General features: G+C 32.0%; 17 protein-coding genes. 7 read left to right on the plus strand and 10 right to left on the minus strand.

Annotated elements, in window-relative coordinates; genetic code table 11:
- The first annotated feature begins 6 nt into the window (after window positions 1-6).
- The 4 genes from LL966_RS21010 to LL966_RS21025 all read left to right on the plus strand — a co-directional run bounded on the left by LL966_RS21010 (window position 7) and on the right by LL966_RS21025 (window position 4,486).
- The gene (locus LL966_RS21010; RefSeq protein WP_229355981.1) at window positions 7-1,848 is read left to right on the plus strand and encodes a M56 family metallopeptidase; all 1,842 of its coding nucleotides are present in this window, start codon (window positions 7-9) and stop codon (window positions 1,846-1,848) included.
- Between the two features lie 88 nt (window positions 1,849-1,936).
- Window positions 1,937-3,370 carry a serine hydrolase gene (locus LL966_RS21015; RefSeq protein WP_229355983.1) on the plus strand — a complete coding sequence of 478 codons (1,434 nt, stop codon included), beginning with the start codon at window positions 1,937-1,939 and terminating at the stop codon, window positions 3,368-3,370.
- An 80-nt stretch (window positions 3,371-3,450) separates the two neighbouring features.
- Window positions 3,451-3,594 carry an SsrA-binding protein gene (locus tag LL966_RS21020; protein WP_229355984.1) on the plus strand — a complete coding sequence of 48 codons (144 nt, stop codon included), beginning with the start codon at window positions 3,451-3,453 and terminating at the stop codon, window positions 3,592-3,594.
- 46 nt (window positions 3,595-3,640) lie between these two features.
- A complete protein-coding gene (locus LL966_RS21025; protein WP_229355985.1) occupies window positions 3,641-4,486 on the plus strand; it encodes an EamA family transporter in 846 nt (281 codons plus the stop codon).
- 57 nt (window positions 4,487-4,543) lie between these two features.
- Here LL966_RS21025 and LL966_RS21030 read toward each other — a convergent pair whose 3' ends face one another.
- The gene (locus LL966_RS21030) at window positions 4,544-5,098 is read right to left on the minus strand and encodes a fasciclin domain-containing protein (RefSeq protein WP_229355986.1); all 555 of its coding nucleotides are present in this window, start codon (window positions 5,096-5,098) and stop codon (window positions 4,544-4,546) included.
- 212 nt (window positions 5,099-5,310) lie between these two features.
- On the opposite strand from LL966_RS21030, the gene LL966_RS21035 reads away from it, so the two are divergent.
- Genes LL966_RS21035 through LL966_RS21045 form a run of 3 tightly spaced genes read left to right on the plus strand, consistent with a single transcriptional unit; the run spans window position 5,311 to window position 6,928 of the window.
- Window positions 5,311-5,838, plus strand: a complete 528-nt coding sequence (locus LL966_RS21035) for a biopolymer transporter ExbD (protein WP_229355987.1) — start codon at window positions 5,311-5,313, stop codon at window positions 5,836-5,838.
- Window positions 5,839-5,850: 12 nt separating this feature from the next.
- Window positions 5,851-6,381 carry an ExbD/TolR family protein gene (locus tag LL966_RS21040; RefSeq protein WP_229355988.1) on the plus strand — a complete coding sequence of 177 codons (531 nt, stop codon included), beginning with the start codon at window positions 5,851-5,853 and terminating at the stop codon, window positions 6,379-6,381.
- A gap of 19 nt (window positions 6,382-6,400) precedes the next feature.
- Window positions 6,401-6,928 carry an ExbD/TolR family protein gene (locus tag LL966_RS21045; RefSeq protein WP_229355989.1) on the plus strand — a complete coding sequence of 176 codons (528 nt, stop codon included), beginning with the start codon at window positions 6,401-6,403 and terminating at the stop codon, window positions 6,926-6,928.
- A gap of 122 nt (window positions 6,929-7,050) precedes the next feature.
- Here the strand turns inward: LL966_RS21045 and rpsA are convergent, their stop codons facing one another.
- The 9 genes from rpsA to lon form a co-directional block, all read right to left on the minus strand.
- Window positions 7,051-8,829, minus strand: coding sequence for a 30S ribosomal protein S1 (rpsA, locus tag LL966_RS21050; RefSeq protein WP_229355991.1), 1,779 nt, complete (start codon window positions 8,827-8,829; stop codon window positions 7,051-7,053).
- A gap of 376 nt (window positions 8,830-9,205) precedes the next feature.
- The gene (locus tag LL966_RS21055; RefSeq protein ID WP_229355993.1) at window positions 9,206-9,745 is read right to left on the minus strand and encodes a hypothetical protein; all 540 of its coding nucleotides are present in this window, start codon (window positions 9,743-9,745) and stop codon (window positions 9,206-9,208) included.
- Between the two features lie 200 nt (window positions 9,746-9,945).
- Entirely contained in the window at window positions 9,946-10,434 is a 489-nt protein-coding gene (locus LL966_RS21060; protein ID WP_229355994.1) for a hypothetical protein, read from the minus strand.
- A gap of 146 nt (window positions 10,435-10,580) precedes the next feature.
- Window positions 10,581-11,957 carry a nucleoside permease gene (locus LL966_RS21065; RefSeq protein ID WP_229355995.1) on the minus strand — a complete coding sequence of 459 codons (1,377 nt, stop codon included), beginning with the start codon at window positions 11,955-11,957 and terminating at the stop codon, window positions 10,581-10,583.
- Window positions 11,958-12,026: 69 nt separating this feature from the next.
- A complete protein-coding gene (gene cmk, locus LL966_RS21070; protein WP_229355996.1) occupies window positions 12,027-12,719 on the minus strand; it encodes a (d)CMP kinase in 693 nt (230 codons plus the stop codon).
- A gap of 45 nt (window positions 12,720-12,764) precedes the next feature.
- A complete protein-coding gene (locus LL966_RS21075; RefSeq protein WP_229355997.1) occupies window positions 12,765-13,370 on the minus strand; it encodes a murein L,D-transpeptidase catalytic domain-containing protein in 606 nt (201 codons plus the stop codon).
- Between the two features lie 90 nt (window positions 13,371-13,460).
- Complete coding sequence (locus tag LL966_RS21080) at window positions 13,461-14,066, minus strand: murein L,D-transpeptidase catalytic domain-containing protein (RefSeq protein WP_229355998.1); 606 nt, start codon at window positions 14,064-14,066, stop codon at window positions 13,461-13,463.
- A gap of 4 nt (window positions 14,067-14,070) precedes the next feature.
- Window positions 14,071-15,090, minus strand: a complete 1,020-nt coding sequence (gene porQ / locus LL966_RS21085) for a type IX secretion system protein PorQ (RefSeq protein ID WP_229355999.1) — start codon at window positions 15,088-15,090, stop codon at window positions 14,071-14,073.
- 204 nt (window positions 15,091-15,294) lie between these two features.
- Window positions 15,295-17,748, minus strand: a complete 2,454-nt coding sequence (lon, locus tag LL966_RS21090) for an endopeptidase La (RefSeq protein WP_229356000.1) — start codon at window positions 17,746-17,748, stop codon at window positions 15,295-15,297.
- Window positions 17,749-17,785: the final 37 nt, after the last annotated feature.

Raw genomic sequence — 17,785 nt, forward strand, 5'->3', positions numbered from 1 at the left:
ATTAGTATGGAAGCACTTTTCATTTTTATTCTAAAATCAAGCGGACTTTTAGCAACATTTTATTTCGCTTACATTTTTCTACTTCGCAAAGAAACTTTTTTTAACAGTAGCCGCTGGTTTTTATTAGCTGGATTAATTACTTCTTTGGTACTGCCATTTGTAGTGTACACTAAAGTAATTTGGGTTGAAGCTCCGCCAGCACCAACTGAACTTACTGCAACTGAAATGGCTGAAATAAGAAATATTACAGCAGAAATACAAAATAGTACAACTTACAAACCTCTTCACGCGTCACATGTGACTGCGGTACAAGAAGAAAATTTCGACATCGATTGGAATTTGGTTGCTGCCGCGGTTTATGGAATTGGTTTCTTAGCTTTTATGATAAAATTTGCTTTAGATTTTTATAGTCTGAACACTGTTTTAAAAGGAAAAAAGATTAAACAGCAGGAAGATTTTAAACTTATTGATGTAAAGGAAAACATTGCTCCTTTCTCCTATTTCGATTACATTGTGTACAATTCATCACTATACACAGCTGCTGAACTAGAGAATATTTTGGAACATGAAAAAGTGCACAGCGATCAAAATCATACCATTGACGTTTTAATTTCGAGAATCTTTTGTATTCTATTTTGGTTTAATCCAATTGTTTGGCTTTACAAAAAAGCTATTTTACAAAATCTCGAATTTATTGCAGATTATGAAGCTTCCAAAAAAATTAGCGACAAAAAAGCTTATCAATACACACTTTTAAAAATCACAACTCACGAAACCTGCGTTGCAATCACCAATCATTTTTATCAATCATTAATCAAAAAACGAATTGTTATGTTAAACAAGAATCAATCAAACAAAAGGAATTATTGGAAATATTATGCTGTAATTCCAGCACTGGGCGCATTTGTTCTTTTATTCCAAATTGAAACAATTGCCCAGGAAAAGAAACAAAAAGAAGTTGTAAGTGTTCAGAAAGACAGCATTAAAGACGCAGATGAAATTATCAAGATAACAAAAAACACAAGCAACAAGGAGTTAAATGAACTTCCAGGCAAATTGAAAGCCAGCCATAATCTTGATGTAGAAATTTCAGATGTAAAAAGGAATACCAAAGAAGAATTAACAGGAATTCAAATTAAAGTAAATTCTGGTGCTAATCACAAACAAACCATTAAAATTGACAGTAGCGAACCTATTAAAGATTGTGAACTTGCAATTGGAACAGACGAAAACGGCAGTAAATCAATCGCTATTATTAATGATAGAAATATTTCTTCGCCAGTAATCGTTAAAAATGGAAAAGTTATAGTTCGCAGTTATGGAGATTCAGATGTTGCTCCTCCTACTCCGCCAACACCACCAACCTTCCCTTCAGGACCGTTGCCAGTTGCTCCAACAGTTGACATGTCTAAAATGCCGAAGCCTCCTGTAGCGCCTAAAAATCCAATGGACAAAGTAGCTATGAAAAAGTTCGAAAAAGAAATGGATGAATTTGAAAAGAAGATGGAAAAATTTCAACCAAACTTAGATGCTATGTCTGCTTACGGAGATGCTGTTAGTGAAATTATGTCGAAACGTGAAGCAATCTTTGAAAAAGAAATGGCTAAGTATGAACTAGCAATGGAAAAGTTCAACGAAAAAATGGAACAATTCAATTACAACTTCAACTTTAAATTTGGAGATGATTCTAGTGACAATGAAAACAACATGAAGCAATATGAGCAAGACATGAAACAGTATGAATTAGATATGAAGCAACTTGAAAAGAACATGAAACAACATGAAAAAAACATGAAACAGCATGAAAAAAACATGAAGGAAATGGAGAAACAAAACAAAAAAGCTTAATCATACTTTATTCCCAATTTTAAAAACCAGTGCTTAAAACACTGGTTTTTTCAATTTTAAATTTAATTATTTTTTAAAATTGCTCAAAATGAGAAAATATCTTTCAATACTATTTCTTTGTTTTACATCTTCAATTTTTGCGCAGCAAAATACCATTGAAAAGAATGTGCTTGTATCAATGGACAAAGCAGCTTCAATTTTGATGCAAAAATCAAAAGCAAATTCAATTTCCATTGGTGTTGTCAAAAACGGAAAAACATACACTAGGCATTATAGAGAAATTGATAAAGGGAAAGAAAACATTGCCAACAATACCACCGTATTTGAAGTAGCATCAATTACTAAATTATTCACAGGTTTACTTGCAGCTCAAGCAGTCTTAGAAGAAAAATTAAATCTCGACGAAGACATCAGGAAATACCTTAATGGCAGTTATCCAAATTTAGAATATAATGGCACTCCCATTACTGTAAAGGATTTAGTTTCTTTCAGAACAGGTTTCAGTAAAGATCTTCCAGATACCGACGAGTTGCGAAAAAACCGCAATGACAGCAGTTATTTAGCTTTCAAAAAACTAGATGAATCATACAACCGCAATAAATTTTTTGAAGATCTTAAAATGATTACATTAGATACTTTACCAGGAACAAAATTTAAATACAGCAACGGAAGTCTCAATCTGACGGCTCATATTCTGGAAAATGTTTATCAGAAAAGTTATGAAATGATTCTGAAAGAAAATATCTTTTCTAAACTCGGAATGACTTCAACGGGAATAAATTTAAATTCAAATATGGTAGTTGCAAATGGTTATAATCTAAAAGGTGTTTTAATGCCTAGTATTTCAGATAATCTTTGGGGCGCTGCCGGAAGTTTAAAATCTACTTTAGGTGACTTGACTAAATTCATTAATTATGAATTAAATACTAAAGATAAAATTGTTCAAGAATCACAACGGAATCTTCTCAATAGCACAACTACCTGCAATGGTTATTTCTGGGATTATATTCAAGTTAATGATAATGGCAGAAACTGCTGGAAACATGGCGGAGCTTTTGGAACACAAAATATGCTGATAGTATATCCAGAAAGAAAACTAGGACTTTCGATTATTGTAAACATAAGTGATGAAAACACCGCAAATGCTTTAGGAGAAGCCATTATAAAGCTTTCAAGTGATCTTTTGACTGAAAACCAAAAACAATCTGGTATTTACGGATACAAAATTGTGAATGATAGTGTAGTCTTTACTTATGTGCACGATAAAGCTTTAAATTCAGATTTGGTAAAAAATGTATCTATAGCAGGTTCGTTTGACAATTGGAATCCGAATGATAAAAATTATCAGATGGTTCAAAAAAACAAAAACACGTATGAATTAACTGTTCCAAAATCACAATTTGAAAAGAACAAAACGCACTTGTTCAAATTTGTTATCAATAAAACGGGTTGGACGGTAGCGCCAAGAAATGCCATAAATAAAGAAACAGAAGGCGATGAAAATTTGATTTTGAAAATATAGAATTATTTACAATTTTACCTAAAAAGGCTTTGCATCAAACACAAGGTCTTTTTTTATATCTTTGAATAAACAAATCTACTATGTACAAATTGCTAGCCAAACTAAATAAAATTTTACTTCCCAGTTTTACCAAACAAGGATTAGATATTTCTAAAGCAAAAAAATGGCAAATGGCTATTATTGGGTATCGTGCCTATGTCACAAAGAAAGCGCTAGGAAATTAAGCCCATTTTATTCGTCAAAGAAATCTTTTTTTTGGCAACCTAATTTATGAAAAACAAAGAATTCAATCTCCCTCCTGTTCCGGCAGTTTTATTAGCAATTATCAGTGTTCAGTGTGGAGCCGCAATTGCCAAAACATTATTTCCCGAAATTGGAGCAGCAGGAACAGCATCAATACGTATTGGCATCTCAGCATTAATCTTGCTTTTGGCTTATCGACCAAATTTAAAAGCGGTAACTAAACAACAGTGGAAAATTGTAATTCCATACGGTTTGTCTTTAGGAGCAATGAATTTAATTTTCTATTTCGCTATCGAAAAAATTCCAATAGGTTTAGCAGTTACTTTAGAATTTGTCGGTCCCTTATTGTTGGCAATAGCAGGTTCAAAACGTTTAGTCGATTATTGCTGGGTTTTACTGGCGGCAATTGGAATACTATTAATTGCACCTTGGACAAACGATCGTTTAGATCCTTTAGGTTTTCTATGTGCACTTTTAGCTGGGGCATTTTGGGCAGCTTATATTGTTTTAGGCGGGAAAATTTCAAAAATAATGAACGATGGACAAGCAGTAACAATAGGAATGTTTTTTGCCGCCATTTTAGTTTTACCTTTTGGTTTTCTAGAAAATGGATTAGCTAATTTAACACCAAAACTTTTCGGAATGGGTATTGCTCTTGCCCTTTTATCAAGTGCCATTCCTTTTACACTAGAAATAAAAGCGTTAGGACAACTTCCTCCGCGAACTTTTAGTATTTTAATGAGTCTAGAACCAGCTGCAGCATCTATCTGCGCTTTTATATTTCTACAAGAAAATCTTAGTATTTATGAAATTCTGGCTGTGGTATGCGTTGTAATCGCTTCAGCAGGGTCTACATTAACAGCTAAAAAATAAAAAGTCCCGCACTAAATTGCAGGACTTCTTCAATCGTAGGTTATGTTTTGGAGATAATTATTTCTTTGGTAATAATACCGCGTTCACAACATGAATAACACCATTTGATTGGTTTACATCTGCAATAGTTACTTTAGATTTGTTACCATTCTCATCGGTAATGTATAAATCTTTTCCTTCCATCCAAGCTGTTAGAGTACCGCCATTTACTGCTTTAATAGTTGCTTTTCCTTTTCCATCTTTTATTGCTTTAGCAATATCTGCCGAATTCCATTTTTCAGAAACAACATGATAAGTCAAAATGTTTTGCAGCATTTTTTTGTTTTCAGGTTTAAGCAATGTTTCCACTGTTCCCTTTGGTAATTTGTCAAAAGCTGCATTCGTTGGAGCAAAAACCGTAAATGGTCCTTTTCCTTTTAAAGTTTCTACTAGATCAGCTGCTTTTACTGCCGCTACTAATGTTGTATGATCTTTTGAGTTAACCGCATTTTCAATAATATTTTTGTTTGGATACATTGCTGCTCCACCAACCATTACTGTTTTCTGAGCAAATGATGTAAATCCGAATGATAAAGCCAAAATTGCTGTTGCTAAAAATTGTCTAGTTTTCATAATTAATTTTTTAAGTTATAAAGTCATTTACGCTGATATATTTCTTTTGGTTTTAATAAAAATGAAAATAATTAAAAAGAATATTAAAAAATTCTCAATTTGTACTGAAGAACAAGACTTTAATGACAAAAAATATTTTTGATTATTTTTAATAGTCTAATGATTTTTGCTTTCTTTTTATCATTAAATTTAAATTCCAAAACCTATTTACTATGAAAAATCTACCTCAAAAAGTCAGAAGTAAAAAACTAAGTTCAATAGTCGATTTAACCGCAATGGTCAGCGTTTCTTTTTTGTTGATTATATTTTTTATGGTCACAATAGAATTACGAAAAAACAAAGCTATGGCTTTAAGTCTGCCAGATAATGATTCACGTACATGTGGTTGGAGAGGTGGCTGTGGAGAAAACCGATCTTATACAATTTTACTGGGAGATGATAATAAATTAGTGTCTTATATGGGATTACTAGAAGTGCCCAAAGTTGCTCCTAAAAAGTTTGAATACGGAAAGGACGGAATAAGACAGGAGCTTCTTAAACAAAACAAAAACATGCTTAATTATTCTGCTCAATTAGGAAGACCAGGACGAGGAATGGTTGTTATTATAAAACCAAGCAAAAAATCTAACTTTAAAAATCTAGTTGATATATTAGATGAAATGGCAATTGCAGATATAAGTACATATGTAATAGTAAATGATTTTTCGCCGGAAGAATCAAAATTATTAGCTTCAAATTAATAACTAGTACTTATGAAAAATCTACCTCAAAAAGTCAGAAGTAAAAAACTAAGTTCGCGAGTTGATTTAACCGCAATGGTTAGTGTTTCTTTTTTGCTGATTATTTTTTTTATGGTTGTTGGTGAATTATCCAAGCCAAAAATTATGGATTTGAATTTGCCAGATTTAAACAGAGGATGTGGCGAACCTATAACAGGTTGCTATAACACTGATCGTTTTTACACTGTATTATTGGGCGAAAACGACAAAATCATAACATATACTGGTATTTTAAATTTTTCTGCAGAAAAAATAACAAAAACAAATTATAGTAAAAATGGGTTTCGAAAGGAGTTATCTGCTATCAACAAAAAAATCCTTGAATATTCGGCTGCTAACGGAAAGCCAAATCGAGGAGTAATTGTATTTATAAAACCATCCCGTAAAAGCAATTACGGAAATTTAGTAGCTATTTTAGAAGAATTGAGATTAGCAAATATTCAAACATATAACATTGATGATTATTTCATTCCAGAAGAAGAAAAACTGTTAGCTTTAAATTAAAACTATAAAATTTGAATATATGAAAAATCTACCTCAAAAAGTCAGAAGTAAAAAACTAAGTTCAATAGTCGATTTAACCGCAATGGTTAGTGTTTCTTTTTTGCTGATTATTTTTTTTATGGTTGTTGGGGAATTATCGAAATCGAAAGGAATGGATTTTTGCTTACCGGACAAAAATACAGGGTATAAAAACTCCTGCGAACACATAAAAGGAAGTCGTTTGTATACAGTTTTACTAGATGATAATGATAAAATAATTACATACTCAGGTATATTAGAATATTCAATGGAACCTCCAAAAGAAATTACTTATGGAAAGAATGGAATCCGAACTGAAATATTTCATAAAAAGAAAGAAGTACATGATTTGATGATGTCTTATGGAAAACCAAAAAGCGGTATTATTGTAATTATAAAACCCAGCAAAAAAAGCAATTTCAAAAACTTGGTTAATATTCTAGATGAAATGAAAATTGCAAATATTGATACTTATGGAATTGTAGATGAATTTAGTCCAGAAGAAACAAAACTATTGGCTTCAAAATAAATGGAAATCATTTTCAAAAGTTCCTTAACTTCGCTCAAACTGACAAACGAGAAACAACTTGAAACTTGAAACAAAAAAAGTCCCACATTCTGTGGGACTTTCTATTTAGAGGAAACTAAGAATTATTTTTTCTCAGTTTTTTCCATTTTAGCTTTTAAAGCAGCTAATACATCATTGTTATCTCCTAAAGTTGCAGCTGGTGCATTAGTAGTAGAGTTAGATGAAGTATTTTCAGTTGCAGCTTTCACATTTTTCTCTTCTTCTTCACGGAAGATAGCAGTGTGAGAAGCAACTACTCTTTTGAATTCTTTGTTGAATTCAATTACTTTGAAATCAGCAGTATCACCTTTTTTCAATTTCTTTCCGTCTTCTTTTTCAAGGTGACGAGTAGGAATGAAAGCAACGATATCATCTCCGAATTCTACAGTAGCTCCTTTGTCAACGATTTCAGAAATCTCACCATTGTGGATAGTTCCTACAGCGAAAGAATCTTCGTATTGATCCCAAGGATTAGCAGTAGTTTGTTTGTGACCTAAAGATAATTTACGTCCTTCAACATCTAATTCTAATACAACTACATCAAGTTTTTCACCAACATTTACAAACTCAGATGGGTGTTTAATTTTCTTAGTCCAAGAAAGGTCAGAAATGTAGATTAATCCATCAATTCCTTCTTCTAATTCTACGAAAATACCAAAGTTTGTAAAGTTTCTAACGATACCTGTATGTTTAGAACCTACTGGGTATTTAGAAGTAATATCAGTCCATGGATCTTGAGTCAATTGTTTGATACCTAATGACATCTTACGGTCATCTCTATCTAAAGTTAAGATAACAGCCTCAACAACATCTCCAACTTTTACGAAATCTTGTGCAGAACGTAAATGAGTTGACCATGACATTTCAGAAACGTGGATTAAACCTTCAACACCTTCAGCAACTTCGATGAAAGCACCGTAATCAGCGATTACAACTACTTTACCTTTAACTTTATCACCAACAGTTAAGTTAGCATCTAAAGCATCCCATGGGTGAGCGTTTAATTGTTTCAATCCTAATTGAATTCTTGTTTTCTCATCATCGAAATCAAGGATTACAACGTTTAATTTTTGGTCTAATTCAAGAACTTCACTTGGGTGGTTGATTCTACTCCAAGAAAGGTCAGTAATGTGAATTAATCCGTCAACACCACCTAAGTCAATGAACACACCATAAGAAGTAATGTTTTTAACAACACCTTCTAATACTTGTCCTTTTTGTAATTGACCGATGATTTCTTTTTTCTGTACTTCAATATCAGCCTCGATAAGAGCTTTATGAGATACAACAACGTTTTTGAATTCGTGGTTGATTTTTACCACTTTGAATTCCATCATTTTGTTTACATATACATCGTAGTCTCTAATTGGCTTAACGTCAATTTGAGATCCTGGTAAGAACGCCTCGATACCGAATACGTCAACGATCATACCTCCTTTAGTTCTACATTTAACAAAACCGTTAACGATTTCTCCAGTTTCATTAGCTGCAATAACTCTATCCCAAGATTTGATAGTACGTGCTTTTCTGTGAGATAATACTAATTGACCTGTTTTGTCCTCACGGATGTCAATTAATACTTCAACTTTGTCACCTACTTTTAAGTTTGGGTTGTAACGGAATTCATTTAAAGAAATAACACCTTCAGATTTAGCATTGATATCAACGATAACGTCTCTATCTGTAATTCTAACAACAACTCCTTCAACTACTTCTTCTTGATCTGTAGCGATGAAAGTTTTAGATACTAGTTCTTCAAACTCTTGTAAGTTTTTTTCATCTACTGCATCAATTCCTTCTTGGAAGTTATGCCAGTTAAAATTTGCTAAAAACTCTTCTTGTGATTTTAATTGTTCAGACATGCTGATAAAAAATTTGTATTCTGCTTTTCTTGAGTTTCTCAATGCGATAGAAAATACAGAAGTTGTTTTACATAAATGGTTGATACCTAAAGGAAACTCTTCTCTGCCAAAAGGTCTGCAAAATTACTACAAATATTTGGACTTACAAAATAAATTTGAACCGATTATAAATCCTTTGTTTCAGAAGCAGAACATTTTAGATTTTACATCGCGTTCAGTCCCGCTATCCGTTACAATCTTTTGTACCGAAACCCGGTACAAAAGGATTTCCACTTCTATTGGGGCTAGATTAGGAAGTTTTGTTTTTCAAAAGCAAAAAACAAAAATGACAAATTTCGAAAATCATCAAGTTCAATCATTCTGCTTATGCTTATAATCAAAAGGTTTTTCCATGTCTCGAATTCTCGCTCGTCTGCGTCCAAACTTCAGACCTTGAAAATTTACGGTTTTCAAAATGCAATTCTAAATTTGGAAAAACACCAAATGAACTTTGAGTTCCTATATCAAATCTCAAACATAAGTAATGGGAATTAAATGCATTGCTCTCTCCCGACCAAAATAAATTTAAAGTCGAAAAATTAATTTCTTTAATCTTTTTTAGTTTTTCTTGAGGAACATATAGGCTTTTACCTTTAAAAGTAATCTTAAACAATGTCCAGTTTACGCCATCAGATTGAACAGTTACAATTTCTCCTGTTTTATAATACAAATGAACTTCTGAAATTTCTATTTTTTTTCTAACAATTTCTTTAGAGAATTCTTCCACTTTTGAATCAAGAGATTCAAATCTAATTACATCTCCTCTTTTTAAAATAAAAACAAACCTTTCCGGAACTTCAATTCTATCTTTATGGGCATAAATTATACCAGAAGCAAAAAGTATCAGAATCAGTAAAATCGGTTTAATAATTTTCATAAAAACAAATTTAAAACATAAATATAAACCCTAAAAAACTTTGACAAAGATTTACAAAACAAGGAAATTCTGATTTTCAATTTTCACATTAAAACTAATTTCAACTTTTATCTATTCTCAAAATAATAATTTTCAATTCTCTTTGCTTTTTCAATTTTGCTAAAAGGAACTTTTACTCGCCTTTTTAACTCGACCAAATATTATCTAAAAAAATCAGCAAAAATCCGATCGTATTCAACCCTGCTAAATTTCATTTTGCAATTTGAAAACGGATCTAACTGTTGCAACATATAAACTTTAACCATCTCATTCACCCTGACACAAGGAGGATGATAAACATCTAGATACTCATTATCATTTCGATGTCTAAATAATAATTCCCGTATTTTAGAATAATTTCTTTCAGCTAACACTTTAAAGGCAAAACATCTTACAATTGGTTTTTCGCATTCTGTCATCAAAACCAGATCATCAATACTTGCTTCTCTAGAAAACTTCACAAAACTTTGTTTTTTCTCCATTCTTAAAACCAAATAAACATTATCGAACCTAAACTCAGCATAATCTTTCTTTAATTTCTCGTTTTTTAAAATTGAATCCAGTTTAACCGTTGGCTTATAATCTGTTTTTCTACTACAGCTACCTATAAAAAACAGAAGAATCAAAAATGCTATTTTTTTAATACCCATAATGCATACTTAGTAAATAAAAATAAAACCTTTAAAGGGCGAGGAAAACTTTTTCCTTCAAAACGATCATTAAACAAATATAAACTATTAAAAAAAATCCTATTTCCAAAACTGAAAATAGGATTCAAATATTTTAAAAGAATTAATTAATGACTTAAATTCTCAATTTCCTTCGGATCATGTTTATGCTTAAACAAAACAGCAAATGCAATTGCAATTACTAAAGCATAAGCTGCAAACGAAAGCCAGATCGTATGCCAATCTTTCATTAAAATCGGATTCGTAAAAATTCCATCTGCAGAAATTGAGTTTCCTTGGCTTTTTACAAATTTTGCCATTAATGTATTTGAAGGATCTGTTTCTAAAAATCCTGCTAATTCTGTTGTAGAATTAAATGATTTTGTAAAGAAACGATCAATTGCCCAGCCCGAAGTCAAACTTCCTAAAACAGCTCCTACTCCATTGGTCATCATCATAAATAAACCTTGTGCAGAAGAACGAATTTTAGAATCGGTATTGCTTTCTACGAATAAAGAACCTGAAATATTAAAGAAGTCAAATGCCATTCCGTAAACAATACAAGATAAAACAATCATCCATAAACCATTTATTGGATCTCCAAAAGCAAATAATCCGAAACGTAAAACCCAAGCCAACATACTAATAAGCATAACTTGTTTGATTCCGAAACGTCTTAAGAAAAACGGAATCGCAAGAATAAACAAGGTTTCAGAAACCTGAGAAATCGACATGATAATAGTCGAGTATTGAATTACAAACGAATCTGCGTATTTAGGAAAATGTTTAAATTCATCTAAAAACACATCTCCATAAGCATTTGTTAATTGAAGCGCTCCTCCTAAAAACATAGAAAAAACAAAGAATAAAGCCATTTTATAGTTTCCAAACAATTTAAACGACTCTAAACCTAGAGTTTCAATCCAAGTAGCGTTTTCTTTAATTAAACGCTGTGGCTCACATTTTGGTAATGTAAAAGCATAAAATCCAAGAATTAAAGCTCCAATTCCAGCTATATAAAACTGATATTCAGTTGCTTTACTTCCGCTCAAATTGGTAATCCACATTGCAACAATAAAACCGATTGTTCCCCACACACGAATTGGCGGAAAATCTTTTACTATATTTTTGTTATTTAATTTTAACGAAGTATAAGATATCGAATTACTTAAAGCAATTGTTGGCATATAACAGCACATTGCCAATAGCATTACAATAATAAAAGTATCTGGTGTGGTAACCTGAGCTATTCCAAATAATACTACCGCATATAAAATATGAAGAACTCCATAAAGTTTTTCAGCATTTACCCATCTATCAGCAATAATACCTGTAAGTGTAGGCATAAAAAGAGAAGCGATTCCCATGGTTCCAAAAACAAGACCAAATTGGGTTCCTTCCCAGTTTTTAGTACCAAACCAATAATTCCCAATTGTTATAAGCCAAGCTCCCCAAACAAAAAATTGAAGAAAGCTCATTAAAATCAATCTATTTTTAATCCCCATGCGATGAAATTGTATTTTTAGTAAAAACGAAGTGGTAAAACTAGCATTAAAAATAATATCTACAAAGAATTAATCCAATTTAACAACATCATTTACTAATTCTAAAACAGCAGCAAATTGCTCCTCCTTATTTAAGTAAGAATTATCAATCTCAATCGCATCATCAGCTATCACTAACGGAGAATCTTCTCGATGCGTGTCCATATAATCACGGTCCATTACATTTTTTAAAACTTCTTCGTAAGTTACATTATCTCCCTTTTGCTGTAACTCATCAAAACGTCTTTGTGCGCGCGTCTCAGCGCTTGCTGTCATGAATATTTTAAGCTCTGCATTAGGAAAAACTACCGTTCCAATATCTCTTCCATCCATTACAATTGCTTTGTTAGTACCCATTTCCTGCTGTTGCTCTACTAATTTAGCTCGAACTTCTGAAACTGCCGCAACTTTACTAACGAAATTAGAAACCTCTATTGTTCTTATTTGCTTTTCTACGTTTTCATCATTCAAAAACATTTCAGCAAAACCAAGATCGGAATTAAATCTAAATTCAAGTCTAATATCAGATAATCCTTCAATCAAAGCATCTTTCTTAAAGAAATCAGCACTTATTAAACTGTGCTGCATAGCAAAATACGCTACGGCACGATACATCGCTCCTGTATCTACATAAACATATTCAAGTTCTTTTGCTAATTGTTTTGCTAAAGTACTTTTTCCTGTAGATGAAAATCCGTCGATTGCAATGGTAATTTTTTTCAATTTTTATTTTTTAAATTTTTATTCCTTGGTAAAGCCAATCCAGTTTCAATAATAAATATTCATTACTATATCCGATTCAGAGCTATCAATTATTTTAGCCACTCTTTGGAAATATTTTTTATTTACCATCGGACAGCCATAACTGTTGCAAATGTAACCATCTTTCTCTTTATATGTAACATCATAATAGTAATGAAAAACGATATCCCTTTTAAAAGCATTACTGTTACTTTCATCTAAACCATACAATTTATAGGCTTTTCCAAATTTTCCGTTATAATGGTTTCCTACGTAATATTTTCCTAATGAAGTACTTAAGGAATTGGGAACATTACTAAATTTCAATTGCCCTTTAACTTGAGTTTCAGAACCTGAACCATGTGCAACTAAACCTTTGTCAATAATTTTATTTTCTTTTAAATCATAGACAAAAAATCTATTTTTCCCCGAAGGTATTTTCATATCGATAAAAAACGCGACCCTTTTATTATATTTAGAATTACTTTCTAATAATTTCTTAACCTGGACAACCTGATATTCAAATCGTTTATCTGATTCTAAAGAAGGAAAAATTTCTTTTTTCTTAGATATAAAAATATAGGCAGTAAAAATTGCGACAAGCAAAAGACCAACAAAAAGTATTTTCTTCATTATTATCTAATTCAAAAAAAAAACTTTCAATCAACGAAAAAACTTCACAGCATCGAAGATAAAAAGTCATTAATATCTTTAAAAATATTCTTAATAGTAAATATCCATTAAAATATTTGACGAGGAACGATCAATTATTTTTTCTATTCTTTTGAAAAATTGTTCATTTACCATTGGACAGCCATGGCTATTACTAATGTAGTAATCTTGCTCCTCATAAGGGACTGCGGAATAATAATGAAGAACAATTGCTCTCTTCAATGCATTATCGTTACTTTCCTCTAAACCTGCTAATCTGTAAGCTTTTCCAAAAATACCTTTATATGTTTTACCGACAGAATATCTGCCTAATGCAGTACAATTTGAATTAGGCGTATTACTAAAACGAAGCATTCCTTTAATGCCAGTTTCAGAACCAGAACCATGAGCCACAAGACCTTGATCTATAACTTGGTTTTTCTCTAAATCATAAACAAAAAAGCGGTTTTTCCCAGAAGGAACTTTCATATCGATTAAAAAAGCAATTTTTTGATTGTATTTAGAATCCACTTTAATCATGTTTTTTATATCTCCGATTCTAGAATTTATCCGCTCCATTTCTATAGTAGAAATCGCATCAACTTCTTTATTGAAAGAAAGTGTAGAACCTGTAAAAAAACTCAACGTCATAAACAAAACCAAATAAAATAGTTTCATACCCCTACTGAAAATTTAAAATTAAACCAAAAAGACTTGTATTAGCCGCTAGTGTATATCGCGAATAAGAATAATTAAATTTTAACTTATTTATTTTCAATCCAAAACCTAAAGAAACACCTGAAAAATTACGCTGTTCTTCTACTCTTAATTCCTCTCCTCTTCTAAAGTTGTAACCTACTCTGAAGTTAAAAGCCTTTTGAGGAAAAATCTCTACGCCAAAAGCTACGTGTCGTAGAGCATTATTAAAAAAAGAAACTTTTTCAGGATTTGTTGATCCATCAATATTAGTTTCTCCACGAACGGGATTTGAGAAAGAGATATTCCATTGCTGAAGGTTTTCTAATGAAAGATGCCAGCGAATTGGAACGTGTTCTAATTCCTGAGAAATACCTGCAACGATTTCAAATGGTAAATTTTCTTTGATTCCTGAATAAGTGGTAAACTGTGTGCCAATGTTACGAACTACAAAACCTAAATTTAATTTACTTTCTTCGACTAAATACAAAAGACCTAAATCAACAGCGCCACCTATAGAATTATAATTTTCTAAAGATGAAGTAATTAACTTAGCGTTTGCGCCAATATATAGATCTGTATAAGGAACGTTGTACGCATATCCTACGGTTAATGCTCCTTCACTTCCCGTAAAACTAGAGGTAGATTGTCCGTTTTCATCATAACCTTCAAACGAACCATAGTTTACATAGCTAATTCCCGCATAAAAAGTCTGCACATGTCTATCATAAGTATAAGCATATGAAGCCGTTCCATATGAGGCTTCCCCATAATAACTCCCGTAATTTAATGCTAAGTGATTATCCATGTCGGCGTTTATAAGTGCTGGATTAGACATGGCTTGATTAACATCTTCATCATATATGGTAATAATATCTCCTCCTAACGCCGCCTGCCTTGGTGAAGTTGTTAAATTTAAAAACTGATAGGTATAGCGTCCTCCAACTTGTCCGAAAGTAACAGAACAAATTAAAATCATAAAAAATAAAACAACTTGTTTTGGCATTTTGGTTTTGGCGCTCCTATATGGGAATAACGCAATAACAAAGATAAAATTATATAACTTAAAAATTAAATTTTATAACTACATGTAAATCAATTAAAAAACAATGATTTCTAAATAAAAAGATCTCATCTGGACCAAAAAAAAATCCAAATTTCAATCATAATTGAAATTTGGATTTTAGTGTTTTATAAATTTTAAAAAAACTTATTTAAGCTCTTTAGCATTCTTTACATTTTGATCTGTCAAAGCTAAAGCAAGCACTTCGCTCATTTCTTTCACATAATGAAAAGTCAAACCTTCTAGATATTCTGCTTTTATTTCATCAATATCACTTTTGTTTTCGTGACATAAAATAATTTCTTTAATATTAGCTCTTTTTGCTGCTAAGATTTTTTCTTTAATTCCACCAACAGGCAATACTTTTCCACGAAGTGTAATCTCTCCAGTCATCGCCATACTTTTCTTCACTTTCTTTTGAGTTAAAAGCGAAACTAAAGATGTCAGCATTGCTATACCAGCACTTGGCCCGTCTTTTGGCGTTGCGCCTTCTGGAACGTGTAAGTGAATATTATACTTTTGAAAAATCTCCGTTTTTAAACCTAATTTCTTCGCATTCGCCTTAATGTATTCTAAAGCAATTGTTGCCGATTCTTTCATTACAGTTCCAAGATTTCCTGTAATAGTCAAAGCGCCTTTTCCTTCAGAAATCAAAGATTCTATAAATAAAATATCCCCGCCAACACTTGTCCAAGCTAAACCTGTTACAACACCAGCAACATCATTATTTTCGTATTTATCACGCTCTAATCTTGGAACTCCTAAAATAGTAACGATATCTTCGTCGGTAACTTTTTTATTGTACTCTTCTTCCATTGCTACAGATTTTGCAGCATTTCTAATTACCTGAGCAATTTTAGTTTCTAAATTACGAACACCCGATTCTCTCGTATAACCTTCTACAATTTTCTCTAATTGTTTTTTACCAATTGTCAAATCTTTTGAAGTTAATCCGTGAGCTTCTAATTGTTTTGGAAAAAGGTGTCTTTTTGCAATTTCTACTTTTTCTTCAATTGTATAACCTGACATTTTAATAACTTCCATTCTGTCGCGCAACGCTGGCTGAATTGTCGCCATATTGTTTGAGGTTGCTATAAACATTACCTTAGACAAATCATAACCCATTTCTAGGAAATTATCATAAAAAGCGCTGTTTTGTTCTGGATCTAAAACTTCTAATAAAGCAGAAGATGGATCACCGCTATTTCCACTTGATAGTTTATCAATCTCATCTAAAATAAATACCGGATTTGAAGTTCCTGCTTTTTTCAAACTTTGGATAATTCTTCCTGGCATTGCGCCAATATACGTTTTTCTATGTCCGCGAATTTCTGCTTCATCACGCAAACCGCCTAATGAAATACGCACATATTCACGCCCTAAAGCTTCGGCAACAGAGCGGCCAATAGAGGTTTTACCAACTCCTGGAGGCCCTGTTAAACATATAATTGGTGATTTCATATCATTTCGCAATTTTAAAACTGCCAAATGTTCAATCATTCTTTTCTTTACTTCGTCAAGACCAAAATGATCTTTATCTAAAACTTTTTGCGCAAATTTTAAATCAAATTTATCTTTAGAATATTCGCCCCAAGGCAATTCTAAAAATAACTCCAAATAATTTCTTTGAATTCCAAAATCTGGAGACTGCGGATTCATGCGGCGCATTTTTGACAATTCTTTTTCGAAATGCTTCTGCGTCTTTTCATCCCATTTTTTGGTTTTCGCCTTCAATCCCATTTCGTCCATTTCTTCTTCTTGCGAAACGCCTCCCAATTCTTCTTGAATGGTTTTCATTTGCTGGTGAAGAAAATATTCACGCTGCTGCTGATCTAAATCAAAGCGCACTTTTGACTGGATGTCATTCTTCAATTCTAATTTTTGAAGCTCCACATTCATATAACGTAACGTTTCTAAAGCACGTTCTTTCAACCCATTTATCGATAAAAGACCTTGTTTTTCTTTTACAGACAAATTCATATTAGAAGAAACAAAATTGATTAAAAATGATTGGCTTTCAATGTTTTTAATGGCAAAAGTAGCTTCAGAAGGAATATTTGGACTCTCTTTGATAATTTGAATAGCCAATTCTTTAACAGAATCTAAGATAGCAGTAAATTCAGAATCATTTTCATCTGGACGTTCTTCTGCAACTTCTTTAATTGTTGCTGTCATATAAGGTTCTTCAGCAACTACTTCATCTATTTCAAAACGCTTTTTTCCTTGAAGAATAACCGTAACATTTCCGTCTGGCATTTTCAACACTCTTAAAATACGAGCAACAGTTCCTATTTTATGTATATCGTCTTTTGACGGATCTTCGTCTTCCTCATTAATTTGAGAAACTACTCCAATAATTTTACCTCCAGCATTTGCATCATTAATCAATTTAATCGATTTATCTCTTCCTGCAGAAATAGGAATAACGACTCCTGGAAATAAAACTGTATTTCGTAAAGGTAAAATTGGAAGCGAAACAGGAAGTTCCTCATTGTTCATTTCCTCCTCGTCTTCTGGCGTTAATAATGGAATTAATTCTGCTTCTGAATCAAATTCTTGAAGTGACAGATTGTCAATAGTAAGTATTTTATGGTTTGACATAATAATATATAAGTCGTTTTGTCATTAAAAATTTTAA

Source organism: Flavobacterium chungbukense (assembly GCF_020805785.1).
Taxonomy (GTDB): domain Bacteria; phylum Bacteroidota; class Bacteroidia; order Flavobacteriales; family Flavobacteriaceae; genus Flavobacterium; species Flavobacterium chungbukense.